Source organism: Bacteroides sp. HMSC067B03 (genome assembly GCF_001811315.1).
Lineage (GTDB): Bacteria > Bacteroidota > Bacteroidia > Bacteroidales > Bacteroidaceae > Bacteroides > Bacteroides faecis.
Genome location: NZ_KV804393.1, coordinates 1 through 18780 on the forward strand (window position 1 = coordinate 1; position 18780 = coordinate 18780).

General features: G+C 45.8%; 9 protein-coding genes. 7 read left to right on the forward strand and 2 right to left on the reverse strand.

What is annotated here, in order from left to right:
• Nucleotides 1-159: 159 nt before the first annotated feature.
• Complete coding sequence (locus HMPREF2794_RS17040; protein ID WP_010538887.1) at nucleotides 160-1689, reverse strand: arylsulfatase; 1530 nt, start codon at nucleotides 1687-1689, stop codon at nucleotides 160-162.
• Between the two features lie 45 nt (nucleotides 1690-1734).
• The gene (locus HMPREF2794_RS17045; protein ID WP_070612734.1) at nucleotides 1735-5691 is read right to left on the reverse strand and encodes a hybrid sensor histidine kinase/response regulator transcription factor; all 3957 of its coding nucleotides are present in this window, start codon (nucleotides 5689-5691) and stop codon (nucleotides 1735-1737) included.
• Nucleotides 5692-5823: 132 nt separating this feature from the next.
• On the opposite strand from HMPREF2794_RS17045, the gene HMPREF2794_RS17050 reads away from it, so the two are divergent.
• The 7 genes from HMPREF2794_RS17050 to HMPREF2794_RS17080 all read left to right on the forward strand — a co-directional run bounded on the left by HMPREF2794_RS17050 (nucleotide 5824) and on the right by HMPREF2794_RS17080 (nucleotide 18770).
• Entirely contained in the window at nucleotides 5824-7254 is a 1431-nt protein-coding gene (locus HMPREF2794_RS17050) for a RapZ C-terminal domain-containing protein (RefSeq protein ID WP_070752020.1), read from the forward strand.
• Nucleotides 7254-8003, forward strand: coding sequence for a nucleotidyltransferase family protein (locus HMPREF2794_RS17055; RefSeq protein ID WP_055271593.1), 750 nt, complete (start codon nucleotides 7254-7256; stop codon nucleotides 8001-8003). The genes HMPREF2794_RS17050 and HMPREF2794_RS17055 overlap by 1 nt, the downstream gene beginning before the upstream one ends.
• A gap of 270 nt (nucleotides 8004-8273) precedes the next feature.
• On the forward strand, nucleotides 8274-9935 hold the full coding sequence (locus HMPREF2794_RS17060; protein ID WP_055271595.1) for a glycosyl hydrolase family 18 protein: 1662 nt from the start codon (nucleotides 8274-8276) through the stop codon (nucleotides 9933-9935).
• Nucleotides 9936-9966: 31 nt separating this feature from the next.
• Entirely contained in the window at nucleotides 9967-13326 is a 3360-nt protein-coding gene (locus HMPREF2794_RS17065) for a SusC/RagA family TonB-linked outer membrane protein (protein WP_010538882.1), read from the forward strand.
• A gap of 13 nt (nucleotides 13327-13339) precedes the next feature.
• A complete protein-coding gene (locus tag HMPREF2794_RS17070; RefSeq protein WP_055271597.1) occupies nucleotides 13340-15157 on the forward strand; it encodes a RagB/SusD family nutrient uptake outer membrane protein in 1818 nt (605 codons plus the stop codon).
• Nucleotides 15158-15202: 45 nt separating this feature from the next.
• Nucleotides 15203-16984, forward strand: a complete 1782-nt coding sequence (locus HMPREF2794_RS17075) for a DUF5006 domain-containing protein (RefSeq protein WP_055271599.1) — start codon at nucleotides 15203-15205, stop codon at nucleotides 16982-16984.
• Between the two features lie 202 nt (nucleotides 16985-17186).
• Nucleotides 17187-18770: a sulfatase family protein gene (locus tag HMPREF2794_RS17080; protein ID WP_055271601.1), complete on the forward strand. Its 1584-nt coding sequence runs from the start codon at nucleotides 17187-17189 to the stop codon at nucleotides 18768-18770.
• The last annotated feature ends 10 nt before the right edge of the window (nucleotides 18771-18780 follow it).

Below are 18780 nucleotides of genomic sequence, written 5' to 3' on the forward strand. Positions count from 1 at the left end.
AAAAGGTTGTGCCAGCGTTTTGACACAACCTCTTGTTGTTTCCCAAAGTAAAGTATTTGTAACTTTAGGAATAAGTTTTTCGTTATGGCAAAGTTACATTTTTGTTCTTACATTCCTAACCAAACCTTATGAATAATGATTTGTCGTTGTCTGATTATCTTATTTCTTCTCCGGCAGTGTAACAGAAAAATAAGGGTTAGGTGTATGCTGTGCAAAGATAATTGTCTTCATTTTTTCTACAATCTCCGGATGCTGGTCGGCCACATTGTTGTCTTCGTGAATGTCCGTAGCCAGATTGTAAAGGAAAGGTACACCTTTCTTCACTACTATTTTCCAGTCTCCCATACGCACGCCGATCTGGTTTGTTTCATTGAACTCCCAATATAGGAAGTCATGTTCTTTCTGCTTTTTCTTTCCCAGCAAGGTCGGGGCGAAGGAAATGCCGTCGAAGTAATCCACTTCTTTGTTCTTGTTGGTATATTTCTTTACGTAGTTTTTTTCTCCGATGATCTCGCAGAAAGTAGGCATCAGATCGTAGAATGCGCAGATGTGATCGTTCACTGTACCTGCGGGTACGTGTCCCGGCCAACGGGCGATAAATGGAATACGGATACCTCCTTCGTAGCACTGGCGTTTCAAACCACGTAGTTTACCGTCTCTGCCGAAGAATGTAGGATCGGCTCCTCCTTCTTCGTGAGGGCCGTTGTCACTGGAGAAAATGACCAGTGTATTCTCGTCCAGTCCCTTCTCTTTCAGCTTTTTCAGCACTTCTCCTACGTAATAGTCCAGTCGGGTAATCATTCCCGCAAACTGTGCGTGTACATGTGTGATCGCATTGTATCGTGATCCTTCGCTGCCGCCATAGCTCTTGTCCGGATTGAACTTCTCCTTGTATTCATTTAAGATAGAATCTTCCGGCTGAACCAGTTCCGCATGGGGAAGGGTGTAAGTTAGTACTCCGAAGAAAGGTTGCTTGCCGTCCTGTCCGTCCAGCCATTCCATCGCTTTCTCGTGAATCATGTCGGCGGAATATTGCGGACGCTTATGATAATCGGGGCCGTACATCGGATACTTGATGTTCTCGTCCATAACGACACGTACCACTCCCGTATCACCCAGTGCCTTGCTGTAGCGGTTGAGGAAGTTAGGATAGTAGAGGTGGGCCTGGAACTGGCAGATGTAGCCGTAGTATTCATCCACTCCACGTTTGTCCGGAGTAGAACAGGAACCTTCGTAGCCTCCCGCCCATTTGCCGAACATGCCGGTAGCGTATCCGTTCTCCTTCATTATTTCGGGTAAGATGATGTGGTCGGGATCGTAAGGATGTTGCCCCACTACTGCATACTCCTTATTATTGCCATACATGATTGTAGGCGCACTCGTCCAATATTCCTTGTTACCTCGTACTTCGCAGTGTCCTGTATGCTGTCCTGTCATAAAGGAGGCTCTGGAAGGAGCACTGACAGGACTTCCTGCGTATGCCTGTGTGAAGCGCATGCCTTCGCTTGCCATCGCATCTAGATGGGGGGTGCGGATGTATGGCTGACCGTAACATCCCAGATCACCGTATCCCATATCATCGCAGAGGATGAAAAGGATATTCGGCTTTGTGTTGTTTTTCTGCGCATTGGCAGACAGACCTGAAAGAATAAGCGTGCCGCTTACTAAAGAAAATAATTTGTAATCCATAAAAAATAATGTGTTAAGATATTTATATATCAGGGGTTTTGTTGATTAATCGTCTTTGGCTGTTTCTTTTTTATGTTTCTCCTTATATTGGGTCGGGGTTTCTCCCGTGTACTGTTTGAAAGCGGTACTGAAATAGCGGGACGTCGTGAATCCCACTTTTTCCGCGATTTCCGTGAATGACATTTCCGTGCTGGTGATCAGTATCATCGCTTGCTCCATCCGGAACTTATTGATATAGTCATTCGCTCCCATATCCGTGAGCGCTTTCAGTTTGTTGTAGAGGGAAGCCCGGCTCATACCGATTTCTTTGCAGATGAAGGGTATGTCCAACTGACTGTTGTCCAGGTTCTCCTGAATGATCTTGTTCAGTTTGAGCAGGAAAGTTTCATCTGCCTGGCTGAACGTGCTTTCTTCCGGAGCGGGGATCAATCCTGCACTCAGGTATCTTTTCTTGGTGTGTTCACGGTTTTTCAACCGGTTACGGATCAGCTCCATCAGCATTTCCACTTCGAACGGTTTGGTCAGATAGGCATCCGCCCCATTCTTGTAGCCGCTCATCTGGCTTTGTTTGTCGTCTCTCGCTGTCAGCAGGATGACGGGGATGTGACTGATCGTAATGTCTTCCTTTATGTTTTTGCAAAGCTCATATCCGTTCATCCGGGGCATCATGACGTCGCTGACGATGATATCGGGAGTATGGCTTCTGATCAGTTGCAGTGCTTCTGCGCCATCCGCGGCAATCAATATCCGTTTGAAGTATTCACCCAGCGCTTTTTTCAGGAAGTCTGTCAGGTCGGGATTGTCGTCTACTACCAGAATACTATATGGAGTGGTGTCAAAACTGTCTTCCTCTTGTAGCTGTTTGCTGCTGTCGTCACTCATCAGTTCATTCAGATAGGCTTTGGGCTGGCAGATAATCTCTTCCGACTCTTGTTTCAGCGGCAGTTCGAAGAAGAAGGTAGCTCCCGATTCCGAATTGTCACGTGCACCGATAGAGCCGCCGTGCAGTTCTACCAGAATCTTGGAGTAAGACAGCCCGATACCGGTTCCGCTCTGTTCTCCCATACCCTGATAAAAGCGGGTGAAGAGCTTATGGGTGTCCACCTGTTGCAGGCCGCATCCCTGATCGGTAATGGAGACGCGTATTCTTTTTTCTTCGGACAGCAATTCGGAGGAAATGGTGATTCTCGTATCTTGCGGGCTGTGTTTCAGTGCATTGATAAGCAGATTGCTCAGGATGATTTCACACTTGTCCTTATCGAAACTCACGGTTTCGATGCGTGGGTCGAGCTGGTAATGAATATGTATATTTTTCGCTTCGCCTTCGCTGACAAAATCTTGTGATACCTGTTCGATCCATTCGTTGAGCGGATGCGGCTGTATGATCAATTTGCTTTCTCCCACTTCCATCTTACGGACATCAAGCACCATATTAATCAGATTCTTCATTCGTTGGGACTGCCGGTAGATCGCTTTCAGTGGCAGGTATTGCGTATCTCCCGGAGACAGGGATTTCAATATCCGGCTGAGTGGAGCGTGAATCAGTGTCAGCGGGGTACGTAGTTCGTGGCTGATGTTGATCAGGAAACGCACTTTCTCCTCATACACCTGTTGCTCGTGTTCCTTCATGGCCCATTTCAACTTGTCTTCTTTCCGTTTCAGTGTTCTCCGGAACATCTCGACTATGATGCCGGTGGCGAGCAGGGCACACCCCAGTGTGAACCACCAGGTACGGTACCAGGGCGGGAGTACGGTCAGTTCCAGTACTTGCTGACTGGGAATCCAGCTGCCGTCTTTGGCCGTGCAGGAAGCCATAATCTGATAATCGCCCGGTGGGAGCGAGCGGATGACCAGTTCCGGATTGTACGATTCGATCTGCTGATCGTTCAGTCCTTCTATCTGATACCGGTACACTTTCTGCCGGAAAATATCCTCTTCCTTTGACATGATGCGGATGCTTATATTGCTGTTCCAGGGAACGGAAATCCCGGTCGGGTTACCACTCAGTTCGTTGTTGGCGGATTCTCCGTTGACGATCACATCCGATAATTGTAATTTAGGAGATTCGGAGGTAAGCAGGGGCAGTTTGCTGTTGATATAGAGCAGCCCTTTGACGCCTCCCATGTAGACGTTTCCGCGTTTGCTCAGCAAACGGGGTTTGGAGAGATATTCGTTCTGAATGGCACCGTCCGATTCGCCGAACAGTACAAATTTCTTTTCTTTGATCAGCCGGGCGAAAAGCATATCGTTTGTGCCAAACCATACCTTGCCTTGCTGGTCGCATACGATGAGTGTCACTTCCGTGAATAGGTTGGTGGCAAAAGGAGTCCGTTTTCGGGTCGTGGGATCATAGTGGGTGAGCCCATAATTACTTCCTATCCAGAAATCTCCGTATTCATCGCGCGAGACGGAATTGATGACCGTATCATTATAGCACCGGAACAAGGGCTTTAGTTCATTGCTGCGATTGTCCAGCCGGTAGATACGCTTGGTGTCATTCAGGTAGGTGTAATCTCCGTGGTTGGCGATGGGGAGAAGTGTGCCGATAATGTCTTGTCCCTCCTGTTCGGTTGCGATGGAAAAGGTACGTTTGTTCAGGTCGTACTGATAGACGTGATCTCCGAGAAGCAGCACGCTGTTAGGGCTGTTCTGGTAGAGATTGACAGTCTTTCCCCGGTTACAGAGGCGTGTGGTGGTTGGCGTATCTATGATGGTGAATGGCTGCTTTTCTCCCGTAGACGGATTGAATACGAATACTCCTTGTGAGAAAAGGGAAATCAGCAGTTTACCGGGAGTAAACTGGCAGATGGATGCCACCTTGTCTTCCCATGTCGAGAGATAATGGGTAAACTTCTCTGTGAGAGGATTGAAAAGATTGACTCCGCCGCCGTCTGTTCCGATCCATATTTTATCATCAGACTCCTGGTAAAGGCTGAGAACGGTGTTGTTGCTCAGTCCCCGGTTGTTGCCCGGCACTACGTCCGTGTAGGTCACCATCGACACTTCGCGGATGCTGATCAGTCCGTTACGGATACTTCCGGCCCACATATTGTTGTTCTGGTCGTTGTAGAGGCACAGAATGGAGTTGGCGGGGAGTGAATAGTTGTCTCTTCCGGGGATGTGCTCCAGCAGGGAAAGCTGTCCGGTTTCCGGTTCGAGTACGTTGATGCCGCCTCCGTCCGTTCCGATCCACAGTTTATTCTCCCGTTCGGCAAGGCTGAGTATGACGTTGTTGCTCAGGGATGAGTTGTGGGTGGTGTATGATGCCAGTTGTTTTCCGTTCCGGTCGAAGCAATAGAGTCCGTTATTGTAGGGGGCAATCCATATCCGGTTTTTCGAGTCGATGATCATACTCATAATTTCCTTTCCGCAGTCGAAAGGAGGACGGCTGCATTTTCCTGTTTTCAGGTCGAGCAGGAGCAGACCTTGCCACCGGCTGCAACAAAGTGCGGTGTGTTCGTCCCAAAGGCTGAGAATTGTGACGTTGAAGTTGGGAAGGTCCGTCTGGTCAAATTCCTGCAGCAGGTGGAAAGAGGTGTCCCGGTAGTTATAAAAGTAAATCTTGTTTTTGGCTCCGAATAAAATACCGTCCGGGGTGGTACAGGCGGAATATGCCGTAATATTTTTCCCTTTCTCATCGGTTGGCAGGTAGAAATCGTCACTTTGCCGCTGGTAGCGTGCCACTCCTTTGTCCGTCAGAATCCAGATATTGTATTGCCGGTCTTCTACAATCTGAAGGATGAGGTCGTGGGGCAGTGAATGCGGATCGTTCGCCTGATGGGTATATTTCTTCAGCTCATGACCGTCGAACCGTCCCAAGCCGGAACGGGTGCCTATCCACACAAATCCCTGTTCATCCGTAAGGATACACCGGACGGTAGAAGGAAGACCTTCCTTCAGGGAGATCTGCTTGTAATAGTAATGCCCTGCCTGTAAAGGAAGGACACCGGCCATTTGTATGATGAATGCGATGCATAGGACGATATAGAGTCTTGTTTTCATGAGATTAGGTCGAGTAAACAGAAGCAAAGATAATGCATTCGGATGAATAATGAGTAGAATGTACAAAGAGTTTTTGGCAAAGATGGCGTTAATTTATCCATAATCTTTATCTTTGCTCGAAAATGTATGACTATGATTACCGAAGAACTACAGAAACTTTATCAGGAATATGCGGGAGTCCCCGCTGAGAATATTACAGAATTACCATCTTCCGGCTCCAACCGCCGTTATTTCCGGCTGACAGGCGTGAAAACCCTGATCGGTGTATCCGGAACGTCTGTCGAGGAGAATGATGCATTCCTTTATATGGCTGCTCATTTCCGCAAGTCCGGTCTGCCTGTTCCCGAGGTTTATATTGTTTCCGAAGATAAGAGCTATTATCTTCAGGAGGATCTGGGAGATACTCTGTTGTTTCATGCAATCGAGAAGGGGCGTGCCACCAGTGTATTCTCCGAAGAAGAAAAAGAACTGCTTCGCAAGACAGTCCGCTTGCTTCCTGCCATACAGTTTGCGGGGGCTGACGGTTTTGATTTCTCCCGCTGTCATCCGCAGCCGGAGTTCAACCAGCGTTCTATTCTGTGGGATTTGAATTACTTTAAATATTGCTTTCTCAAAGCTACCGGTATGGAGTTTCAGGAAGACAAACTGGAGGACGACTTTCAGAAGATGAGCGATGTGCTGCTGCGCAGTTCTTCCGCTACCTTCATGTACCGCGATTTCCAGAGCCGCAATGTGATGATTAAAGACGGTGAACCGTGGTTTATCGACTTTCAGGGCGGACGAAAGGGACCGTTCTATTATGATGTCGCTTCTTTCCTGTGGCAGGCCAAGGCGAAGTATCCCGATAGTCTCCGTAAGGAACTATTGCAGGAATATATGGATGCCCTGCGCAAATACCAGCCTATTGATGAGCCTTATTTCTATAGTCAGCTCCGTCATTTTGTTCTTTTCCGTACATTGCAGGTGCTCGGAGCTTATGGTTTCAGAGGGTATTTTGAAAAGAAACCTCATTTTATCCAGAGTGTTCCCTTTGCTATCCAAAACCTGCGTGACCTGCTCAAAGAAGCATATCCCGAATATCCGTACCTCTGCTGGGTATTACGCGAACTCACCGAACTCAAGCAGTTTACCGATGACCTTAAAAAACGGCAGCTTACTGTTAAAGTAATGAGTTTTGCTTACAAGAAAGGGATTCCCGATGATTCTACGGGCAATGGCGGCGGTTATGTTTTTGATTGCCGTGCGGTGAACAATCCCGGTAAGTACGAACGCTACAAGCCTTTCACGGGACTGGACGAACCGGTAATCAGATTCCTTGAAGAGGATGGAGAAATTCTCCGTTTTCTCGAATCTGTCTATGCGTTGGTGGATGCTTCGGTAAAGCGATATATGGAGCGGGGATTCAGTAACTTGTCCGTTTGCTTCGGCTGTACGGGAGGACAACACCGTTCGGTTTATTCGGCGCAGCATCTGGCAGAGCATCTGAACCGTAAATTCGGGGTGAAAGTGGAACTGGTACACCGTGAACAGAATATTGAGCGGACTTTTGAGGCTATTGTATAATGAAAGCAATGATATTTGCCGCTGGTTTGGGCAGCCGGCTGAAACCACTGACCGACACGATGCCCAAAGCTCTTGTTCCCGTAGCCGGATGTCCGATGCTGGAACATGTGATCTTAAAACTGAAAGCTTCCGGCTTTACCGAGATAGTGATTAACATTCATCATTTCGGTGAGCAGATTATCGATTTTCTGAAGACTAATAACGACTTCGGACTTACCATACATATCTCCGACGAACGGGATCGGCTGCTCGATACGGGGGGAGGAATCAGAAAAGCCCGTCTTTTTTTTGAAAACTCCGGTGAGCCTTTTCTGGTACATAATGTGGATATCCTTTCGGATATGAATCTGAAAGAACTGTATGACTTTCATATGCAGAGTGGGAGCGTAGCTACTTTGCTTGCCAGCCGGCGTACAACTTCCCGTTATCTGCTTTTTGATACGGAGCGAAAATTGCGCGGGTGGATAAACAAGGATACGGGGCAGGTAAAACCCGAAGGTTTCCACTATGATGAGTCGCTCTATAGGGAGTATGCCTTTAGCGGTATTCATGTCTTTTCGCCTGCTGTCTTCCGGTTGATGGAGGCACCGCGCTGGGAAGGCAAGTTTTCCATCATGGATTTTTATCTGGCTACTTGCGGGCAGACGGATTATTCCGGTTATCTTGCGGAGAAGTTGGAACTGATTGATATCGGCAAGCCGGAGACGTTGGCACGGGCAGAAGAATTTGTGAAAAAGCTGACATTTTAGGGCAGTCAGTACATTTGCACATTCATATAAATGAAAGACGGGAATTTTCGGAAACGGATATTGCCGCCTTTCTTTTTTTGTCTCGAAAGATGTCTGATAATGTTTGGTCGCTATAAAAAATGCGATGAAATGGACTATTTTAGACATTTTTGGAAGAATCATAGCTAAAATAGAACATCTGAAATCTTAGATATAACCTAAATTTGTGGCAGTGAATGTCAGGAAAGACCTCACTATTTATATAAAAAGGTAATCTTAATTAATAAACTTATGAGAAGCAAATTCCTATTTCTTTGTCTCTTCCTCTTTGGAATGTTGACAGCTTGCAAAGACACAAAATGGGTAGATGTTCCAACCGGTACTCCTCCCGAAGGTTCAGTTACGGGAAAGCCGGGCGAGACGGAAGACCCCGATGATCCTGATCCTACAGTGAAGACATTTATCAACTGTTCTTATATCCGTGGCGATTTTTTTGAAACGAATCGAGTTTCCGGAGCAAGTATGGGCGCCTGCAACGATTTGATTTATCTGACAGCACGTCCTTATGCCAACGGTGACCTGACTTTTGACCTGCCTGTGAATGATGCTGCCATAACGGGAGCAGCCACATATACTTCTTCTTATAGCGGTCGCAGCGGAGTACTGAAATTTGAAGGTACCGGAAAAATGAATGCCGGCGACGGTCTGTTGCACTCACCGGACGGAGCTTTCAAGAAGTTCACATTCGGTACTTATATATATGTAAGCGAATGGGTGGACGGCGCCTGCTTGTTTAAGAAGGCAGACGGAAATACTACTATCATCGCTTTCCAGCTGGGAGCAACGGAAGGCAATCTGAAACTGACTGTCGGAAGTGCTTCTGCAACAGTTACGAACAGTGCATTGAAACCGGGCGCATGGCATTATGTAGCGGTGACTTATGATGGCGGTACTGCTAAGCTATATATAGATAATAATGCTGCTACTGACTTTACAGGCTCGCTGCCTGCTTCGGTTCCTAATACCCGTGCGGATTTTGTGATGGGAGAAAAACTGAAAGGATATTTGGATGAAACATTCGTGAACAGTCTGCTGGTGGGTACACTGGGCAAAAATCCCATTTCTTTTGATACATGGAATAATACTAAAACACTTGCTTACTGGAAATATGACGATGCTGCCAAACCCGGTAAGGATTCACATACATGGGCTATCCGCCTGGAACAGATCCGCACTGCATTGAACGGACAGGCGGGCGACCGGAAGCTACGTCTGGGTATTGCCGGCGGCGAATGGCTGAAAATGGTAGGTAACGCGACAGCTCGTACCAATTTTGCCAACAACGTAAAGAAAGTGCTCGAAGAATATAATCTGGATGGTGCAGACCTTGATTTCGAATGGGCTTATTCATCCAATGATCTGGCTAATTATAGTAAGGCCATTGTACAACTGCGTGAAGTATTGGGAAAAGATGTATTCTTCACTGTATCCCTGCATCCCGTTTCTTATAAAATAAGTGCAGAGGCTATTATTGCTGCTGATTTTATCTCACTGCAATGCTATGGTCCTTCGATAGAACTTTTCTCTATGGAACGTTTCAAATCGGATGGCAAGGCTGCTGTGGAATATGGAATTCCTCAGGATAAGCTGGTGATGGGAGTACCTTTCTACGGAACTACGGGAACTGCCGGCGAACAGGCTGCCTATTTTGACCTTGTCGGCAAGGGTAATCTGACTAATACTTCTGCAGATCAATGGAGTTATGACGGAAAGAGCTATACGCTCAACAGCCAGAAGACAATTCGCGAGAAGACACAGTATGTTTGTGAAAATGGTTTTGGAGGTATCATGAGCTGGGATTTGGCTACGGACGTAGATGTGACGCACGAAATGTCTTTGTTGAAAGTTGTGAAAGAAGAGTTTGATTACTACGCCAACCCTACTGTAGAATAAAAATAGAATCTTAATTAGTAAATATAATATTATGGAAAAAAAGAAGTTCGTGAGAAAACAAGGACGCTTTGTTCTTTTTCTGATGCTCCTGTTATTGTTTCCTCTGGGTGCGTTGGCACAACAAAAATTGATAAAGGGACAGGTGGTAGACGAAATGGGAGAACCCATCATCGGTGCTACGGTCATGATAAAAGGTGTAACCGGAGGAACGATTACAGATATTGACGGTAATTTCTCTATTCAAGGAAAAGTAGGCAGTACTCTTTCTGTTACATACGTCGGATATGCTCCGCTACAGGTAAAAGTCACCAAACAGGAAGGTAACAAACTGGTGATGAAGGAAGATGCCAAAGTATTGGATGAAGTTGTGGTGGTAGGTATGGATACACAGAAAAGAAATACCATTACGGCAGCCGTTGCCACATTGAAAGATGATGCGATCGTGAATCGTCCTGTGACCGACGTTACCAGTGCTTTGCAGGGTAATATTGCCGGTTTGAACTTTGCTTCGGATGCAGTAGGCGGTGGTGTCGGCGGTGAAATCGGTGCCGATATTAAATTCAGTATTCGCGGTATCGGCTCTATCAATGGTGGCGAGCCTTATGTATTGGTGGATGGAGTAGAGCAGAGCATGCAGAATGTGAACCCTGCTGATATTGCCAGCATCAGTGTACTGAAGGATGCTTCCGCTTCTGCCGTATATGGTGCGCGTGCTGCTTATGGTGTGGTTTTGGTAACGACCAAGAGTGGTAAAAAAGAAAGAGCCAGTGTTACTTATCGTGGTACGGTAGGTTTCAGTTCACCTATCAACATGCCGAAGATGATGGATGCGTTGCAGTATGCAGCATATAATAACCAGCAGTATGATAATGGAGGAGCTTCTTCCGGTTTGCAGAAGATTTCGGATAAGACTATCGAAAAGATCAAGGGATTTATGCAAAACCCTTATTCGGCTGAATTTCCGGGAATAGAACCGAATACTACCGGTGATGACTGGGCAGGAGCTTATTACAATCAATACGGTAATACAGACTGGTTTGACTATTATTTCAAAGACAAGTCTGTCCGTCACTCTCACAATCTGAGTGTACAGGGCGGTTCTGACAAAGTGAACTACTATATCGGTATGGGATACACTTATCAGGAAGGTCTGCTGGATAAGGTACAGGATGATTTGAGCAAATATAACCTGAACACGAAATTGCAGTTTAAGACAAGTGACTGGCTGCGTTTCAACCTGAACAACAATATTACTTTGCAGATGATCAAACGTCCGATGGCCAATCAGCTGATCCTGTATAATAAGATCGGTAGCCACCGTCCGACTCAGGTGACTGAGTTGCCGGTTGAATCGGAATATAATATACCTAGCTGGAATGAAATGTTGTATCTGAAAAATTCAAATTATCAGAGAAACCGTATTTCAGATGCCTTGTCACTTTCGGCTACCGTCACTCCTTTGGAGGGATGGGATATCACCGGAGAAATGAAAATCCGTTTCGATGTGGAAAATAATGACCTGAAAATGAAAGACGACCAGAAGTATGAAACTCCTGCGGGTACTTTCAAGCCGGGTGATGCAACCAACCAGAGACAAGGATTTGCTTATCCGGGCATTAGCTGGAAAAATATGTATTTCGGCTCTTATACCCGCGGTAGCATGTTCAATTATTATTTGTCGCCTAATCTGTCCAGCTCTTATACCCACCAGTGGGGAGGTCATTTCTTCAAGGCAATGGCAGGTTATCAGATGGAGCTACAGGAATATTCGGAAGAATATATGTACAAAGATGGTATGTTGAGCAACGACATTTATTCGTTTGATAATGCCAGCGGAAACGTGATAGCAGGTGAAGCCCGTTCGCATTGGGCTACGATGGGATTCTACACTCGTCTGAACTGGAACTACAATAATATTTATTTTCTGGAGTTCAGCGGACGTTATGATGGTTCTTCTCGTTTTGCAAAGGGACATCGCTGGGGATTCTTCCCTTCATTCTCTGCCGGTTATGATATCGCCCGTACTCCTTATTTCCAGCAACTGGCACTTCCGGTGTCTCAGCTGAAAGTACGTGTGTCCTACGGTCGTCTGGGTAATCAGAACGGTGCCGGCTTATATGACTACATTGCTCAAATGCCACTGGATGCACAGGGTACCAATGCGTGGCTGTTGCCCGGTATCTCGTCTTCTACAGCTTCCAAAGGAACGATAGCCAAGACTCCGAAAATGATCAGTCCGTACATTACCTGGGAGAAGGTGGATAATGCCAACCTGGGTTTTGACCTGATGTTGTTAAAGAACCGTCTGTCGATTACCGCTGACTTCTATCAGCGTACGACACGTGACATGATCGGTCCGGCTGAGTCTATTCCGAGCATCAGTGGTATTGCTTCGGATGACCGTGCAAAAGTAAACAATGCTACTTTGCGCAATCGTGGATGGGAACTTTCCGTGAGCTGGAATGATAAACTGAAATGTGGTTTCAGCTATGGAATCGGCTTCAATGTGTTCAACTACAAGGCGGTGGTGACGAAGTATAATAATCCGGAAGGTATCATTTACAATAATCATACAGGTCTGGCTGCCAATAAAGGTTACTATGAAGGTATGGATATTGGCGAAATATGGGGGTATCGTGCAGACGATCTTTTCCTGTCGAACCGTGAAATTGATGATTACCTGAGAAATGTAAACCTGACAGCATTCAAATCGAATGATCTCTGGCGTCGCGGTGACTTGAAATATATCGATTCCAATGGTGACGGTAGGGTAGACGGAGGTAAAGGTACTTTGGCAGATCACGGAGATTTGCAGATTATCGGTAATACGACCCCCAAATATTCATTCGGTATCAATTTGAATCTGGGATATAAAGGGTTCGAAATATCTACTTTGTTGCAAGGAGTGGCTAAGAGAGATTTCCCGATTTCCGGAAGTAACTATATGTTTGGTGGCAACAACTACAACTTCAAGGAACATCTCGATTACTTCAGTACAGAAAACCCGAATGGATACTTGCCGCGCCTGACCGGTTGGAAGGATGACAAAGACTTTTTGGTAAATACCGGATATAACACTACTCGTTATCTGCTGAATGCCGCTTACATGCGTATGAAGAACCTGACGGTTGGTTATACCTTCAACAAAAAACAGTTGAGACATATCGGTATCAGTAATCTGAAAGTATATGTGACTTGCGATAACTTGTTTACTGTAACGAAACTGCCGAAACAATTTGACCCGGAAACACTGAACCAGGTAAATATGTCGGCTGGCGGCGATGCTCAAAATACGGCTCCGGGTCTGACTTCTCCTATGAAGCAGAACGGTAACGGTATGGTATACCCGATGAACCGCAACTTCGTATTCGGACTTGATTTCACCTTTTAATTAGAGAATAGCGATGAAAAAATTATATATATTATTAGTGGTAGGGGCCAGTCTCATGATGTCAGCATGTTCGGATTTTCTGGATAGAGAGCCTCTGACAACCCCCAATAGCGAGACATTCCTGTCCAATGCAAGTGCCGTGAACAACTATATCAACGGCTTGTATATCGCACTTCCTTCTTTCGGAACGTACGATATGGGAGTGCGCGGAGAAGAGAAGAATAGCGATAACATCGTGGCGGAAGTTTATGACAAGCGCCTGAACGGAGAGTTGCAGGAAAACGGGGGAGGTTCTACCGAATGGCAGAAAGGATACCAGAACCTGCGTAATGTGAATTATTTCTTTGAATACTATAAAGTGCCGGAAACCGAAGAAACAAAAGATGTGCTCTCGATGAAAGGGGAAGCTTATTTCTTCCGTGCCTATTGGCATTTCTACCTGCTGACCAGATTTGGAAGTATCCCGGTGATGGATAGCTTCTGGGACAGAAATGCAACTGTCGGTGGTTTGCAGATTCCTCCGCGCGACCGTTCGGCAGTAGCGCAGTTTATTCTTGACGACCTGAATACCGCTAAAGAATTGCTTCATCCGCGCAGCCAGTATAAAGGTTTGAGAGTGTGTAAGGAAGCAGCTATTATTATGGCTATGAGAGTGGCGCTTTATGAAGGTACCTGGGAGAAATATCACAAGGGAACGGACTTTGCCGCTGCTGAAGATAAATCGGCAGACTTGCTGGGACAGGTGCTGACACTGGGCGATGAACTGTTTGGTATGGGACTTACGCTGAACACCAAGGCTACTGACAAGAGTGCTGTGAATATAGAAGATGCTTATGCACACGTGTTCAATTCAAAAGACTTGTCGGATATGACAGAGGTTGTTTTCTGGAAGAAGTATTCGATAGCGGATGGTGTGATTCATAATTTGAGCAGTAATCTGGGAGCCGGTTATGTAGACAATAGCGGACCGGCTGGTTTGTCTCAGTCGCTGGTTGATAATTACCTGAATGCTGACGGAACTCCCATCGATCCTGCGGATGGAATTTTTAAAGATTTCAATCTGACTTTTAAGGGCCGTGACGGACGTTTGCTGGCAACGGTTATGCATTCAAACTGTAAGTTTAAGTCAACCTCACCGGAATCAAAATCGAAAGCGATGCTGGTAGAGGAATATTCGGAAGAGAACAAGTCGGTGGTGCGTCCTCCTTATCTGACTGAAGGTGGTCCGGCACGTAACGCCACAGGTTATCACATCCGTATGAGTATCGATACCACATATGTAAGTGGTCAGGGCGAAACGTCACTTCCGATGATCCGCTATGCGGAAGCACTGCTGGCTTATGCGGAAGCAGCGGAAGAACTGGGGAAATGTACTCCTGCTGTTTTGGAAAAGACCTTGAAACCATTACGCGAACGCGCCGGAGTGACTTACGCCGATCCGTCTGAAATCGATCCTAATTTTACGGACTTTGGTTATGCAATCTCCGCCAATTTGCAGGAAATCCGTCGGGAAAGACGTGCGGAACTGGCTTTACAAGGTTTCCGCCTCGATGACCTGATGCGCTGGAGAGCTCATAAACTGATTCAGGGCAAACGGGGAACCGGTGCTTATTTTGGCACAGACGGTGTGTTGTACAAAGCATTCGATCCTAAAAGTGCTGCGGATTTGAAAACGATTCTGACTACAGACGGTTGGCTGGACCCGCAGAAAGAACTTCTTCCGAGAGGCTATCAGTTTGATTCCAACCGCGATTATCTGTTACCGGTTCCTCCGAGTGAGATATCGTTGAATCATGAGCTGAAACAGAATCCGGGCTGGCAACGGAAATAGGAGAATGGAACAAGATTCATTTATGACAATTAGATAGATAAAGATATGAAGAACATATTATATAAAATACTTCCAGTATGTTTGTTGACTATCGGCCTGACGGGATGTGAGGATGAGACTAAATATCGTCCTCTGCCGGAAGCTGTACCTTTGACAATGAGCATCAATGAAAAGGCATTTGTGATGGGAGAACACTTGAAAGTGGATATCAAAGTGGAACCCGATGCCGATGGTAATGAGGTGGTGGCTAACGAAGATTTCGATATTTACTTTACGGCAAAGGCCGGAACGGATGATGTTGCGAATGTATTCGAACCGTTCAGCAGTATTGTCACTTTTCCCAAAGGAGAGAAGCAGATTCAGGTGGATTTCCCGGTGAAAACATCCGGCCTGACGGGTACTACCACGATGGAATTTGTGGCTTTTGCACGAGGATATAAGATCGCTAATTCCAGTCAGGGAATCAAGGTGTCTGATTATTATCGGATATCCATGTCTCTGGAAAATAATACAGAGAACGTGGTGACGGAAGGGGGTAAGTTTGTATTGGTTGCCAAGGTGGACAAACCGAGTTCTGTGCCTCTCGAAGTCACTATCACTCCGAAGGAAGGAGAAGAGGACAGGTATGACAATCTGCCTTCTACCCTAACCATTCCCGCAGGAAGAACTTCGGTGAAGAGTGCTGCCGTGACTATCAAACAGGACTATGAAATGACAGGTGACTTGCAGTTGGTATTGAATATGGAGAGTAATTCTTCTGCCAATCCGATGACCGCTTCTACCTTGATGATTACCATGACAGACCTGGAATCGATGGCTGATCCTGATTTGTATGATATGACAACTGTATATGAGAATCCGAATATCATGTTTATTTCTTATGATGATGACTGGTTTACGGGTAAAGAGACGGCTAAGATGGATGAAGGAACAGCACATCCGAATGCGGAACTGGGCAGCCAGTGGAAGTTTGATTATGCAATCGAGTTCCATAAAAACTCGACATCGGGAGATTATCAAAAATTAGGTAATGCAACGGATGCCAATAGAGGAAGTGTTTTAAAGATTGATTGGACCAAATATGCGAAAGTCACTGATGAGGGTGAACTGAATATTTGTGTAGGTGTAGAAGGTACTAATTACGGAACAGCAGGAATACATTGCTGTAAATCTTTAGGACAGATGTGGGCACAGAATGTAACTCGTATTTATCCGGGTATGCGTATTGAAATGAAAGTTCGCTTAGGAGGTAATAGAACAGGGTTTGTACCAATGATAGAGGTGAAGAATCCAGCAACAGCCACTACGTGTAAAGAAGCCAAGCAATCAATCTGTATACTTAAGAATGTTTCTGGTTCTGCAATCACTCAGTCGGTGAGGGGAGAGGCTATCAGTGATGCAAAGAGTGTAGTAACCGCTATTCCTAAGGTAGAAGATTATAATATTTATTGGGTGGAACTAGTCGATGAAAGTACGATAAAGTTAGGTATCAATGGTTCTACAACTTTGGAAGTCACAAGGGATATGTTGGATTCATGGCCTTTTACCAAAGCTTCTACAGGGACATCAATTGGAGCGAAGGGTCTTTATTTAGTAATGCGAATGGACTTGTTCGGAGAAGGTAATAGTGTTTCTTCTGAACTTCCGGCAGGTTGGGATACTGAACTGAAATCAATTAATCCTGCCAATTATGCAACGGAAGGTCCGAGAATGGAAATAGATTGGATTCGTTTCTATGTAAATGATAACTATAAACGGGAAGCGGATGAACTGGTGAACAGAGACTATAAAGTTTCGGCTCCGGGCAAGTTCTACCAGTTCTATTAATTTCTGGTTTTCTTTGAACCGTTTTCAATAGTACGAAATAAGTTCAATGCCGGAAGACCGTCGTACAACAGCGATCTGCTTCCGGCATTTGCACTCATTCGGGCGGAAATAAAGAATATTGTAAATACATTAGCTATTTGTATACATTGATTTTACATATGTTCCTTATCTTTGCCATTGTAATCTAAATAAATTAATCATTATGGAAAACCTGCAATCAAACTTGCTTTATTCTCTGGCAGGAGCAGCGGCTGTTGCTTCGCTTGCATCTTGTGCAAATAAACAGAAATCGACAGAACAAAAGCCATTGAACATCGTTTACATCATGACAGATGACCATACAGCTCAGATGATGAGTTGCTATGACACCCGCTACATGGAAACACCGAACCTGGACCGCATCGCGGCGGATGGTGTACGTTTTACTCAAAGCTTTGTGGCTAATTCATTAAGCGGTCCCAGCCGTGCCTGTATGATTACGGGGAAACATAGCTGTGCCAATAAATTCTATGACAATACCACTTGCGTATTCGACAGTACTCAACAGACTTTCCCGAAGCTTCTGCAAAAGGTAGGTTATCAGACTGCATTGGTAGGAAAATGGCATCTGGAAAGTTTGCCATCCGGATTCAACTACTGGCAGATAGTTCCCGGACAGGGAGATTACTATAATCCTGCCTTTATTACGCAAGACAACGATACTATCCAGAAGCATGGATATATCACGAATCTGATTACCGACGACGCTATCGACTGGATGGAAAACAAGCGTGATCCGGAGAAACCGTTCTGCCTGTTGATTCATCATAAGGCAATTCACCGTAACTGGATGGCGGATACCTGTAACCTTGCTCTCTACGAGGACAAGACATTCCCGTTGCCGGATAATTTCTTTGACGATTATGAAGGTCGCCCTGCTGCGGCTGCTCAGGAAATGAGTATCGTGAAGGACATGGATATGATTTATGATTTGAAGATGCTTCGCCCGAATGAGAAGTCACGTCTGAAATCACTTTATGAGAGATTCCTCGGACGTATGGATGAAGGGCAGCGTGCCGCATGGGATAAGTTCTACGCTCCGATTATCGATGATTTCTACAAACAGAATCTACAAGGAAAAGAGCTTGCCAACTGGAAATTCCAGCGTTACATGCGCGACTATATGAAGACCGTGAAGTCTCTTGATGATAACGTAGGGCGTGTGCTCGATTATCTGAAAGAAAAAGGTTTGCTGGACAATACACTGGTAGTCTATACTTCCGATCAGGGCTTCTACATGGGTGAACACGGCTGGTTTGACAAGCGTTTCATGTACGAAGAATCCATGCGTACACCGCTTATCATGCGTCTGCCGAAAGGTTTCGACCGCAGGGGAGACATCACAGAAATGGTACAGAACATCGATTATGCGCCTACTTTCCTCGAACTGGCAGGAGCAGAGATTCCCGCAGACATTCATGGAGTATCACTGTTGCCTCTGCTGAAAGGAGAACATCCGCAGGACTGGAGAAAGTCACTGTACTACCACTTCTACGAATATCCTGCCGAGCACATGGTGAAACGTCACTATGGAGTGCGTACGGAACGCTATAAACTGATTCATTTTTATAATGATATCAACTGGTGGGAACTGTATGACATGCAGGCAGACCCGACAGAAATGCACAACCTTTATGGTGAGGCTGAATATGAACCGGTAGTAAAGGAACTGAAAGACGAACTGCTGAAACTACAGGAACAATATAATGACCCCGTCCGCTTTTCTCCGGAAAGGGACAAGGAATAACCCCCGAATA

Coding starts and splice junctions, on each gene's coding strand:
- HMPREF2794_RS17060 (WP_055271595.1), top strand. CDS start 8,274: ATGAGAAGCAAATTCCTATTTCTTTGTCTCTTCCTCTTTGGAATGTTG.
- HMPREF2794_RS17045 (WP_070612734.1), bottom strand. CDS start 5,691: ATGAAAACAAGACTCTATATCGTCCTATGCATCGCATTCATCATACAA.
- HMPREF2794_RS17075 (WP_055271599.1), top strand. CDS start 15,203: ATGAAGAACATATTATATAAAATACTTCCAGTATGTTTGTTGACTATC.
- HMPREF2794_RS17065 (WP_010538882.1), top strand. CDS start 9,967: ATGGAAAAAAAGAAGTTCGTGAGAAAACAAGGACGCTTTGTTCTTTTT.
- HMPREF2794_RS17070 (WP_055271597.1), top strand. CDS start 13,340: ATGAAAAAATTATATATATTATTAGTGGTAGGGGCCAGTCTCATGATG.
- HMPREF2794_RS17055 (WP_055271593.1), top strand. CDS start 7,254: ATGAAAGCAATGATATTTGCCGCTGGTTTGGGCAGCCGGCTGAAACCA.
- HMPREF2794_RS17050 (WP_070752020.1), top strand. CDS start 5,824: ATGATTACCGAAGAACTACAGAAACTTTATCAGGAATATGCGGGAGTC.
- HMPREF2794_RS17040 (WP_010538887.1), bottom strand. CDS start 1,689: ATGGATTACAAATTATTTTCTTTAGTAAGCGGCACGCTTATTCTTTCA.
- HMPREF2794_RS17080 (WP_055271601.1), top strand. CDS start 17,187: ATGGAAAACCTGCAATCAAACTTGCTTTATTCTCTGGCAGGAGCAGCG.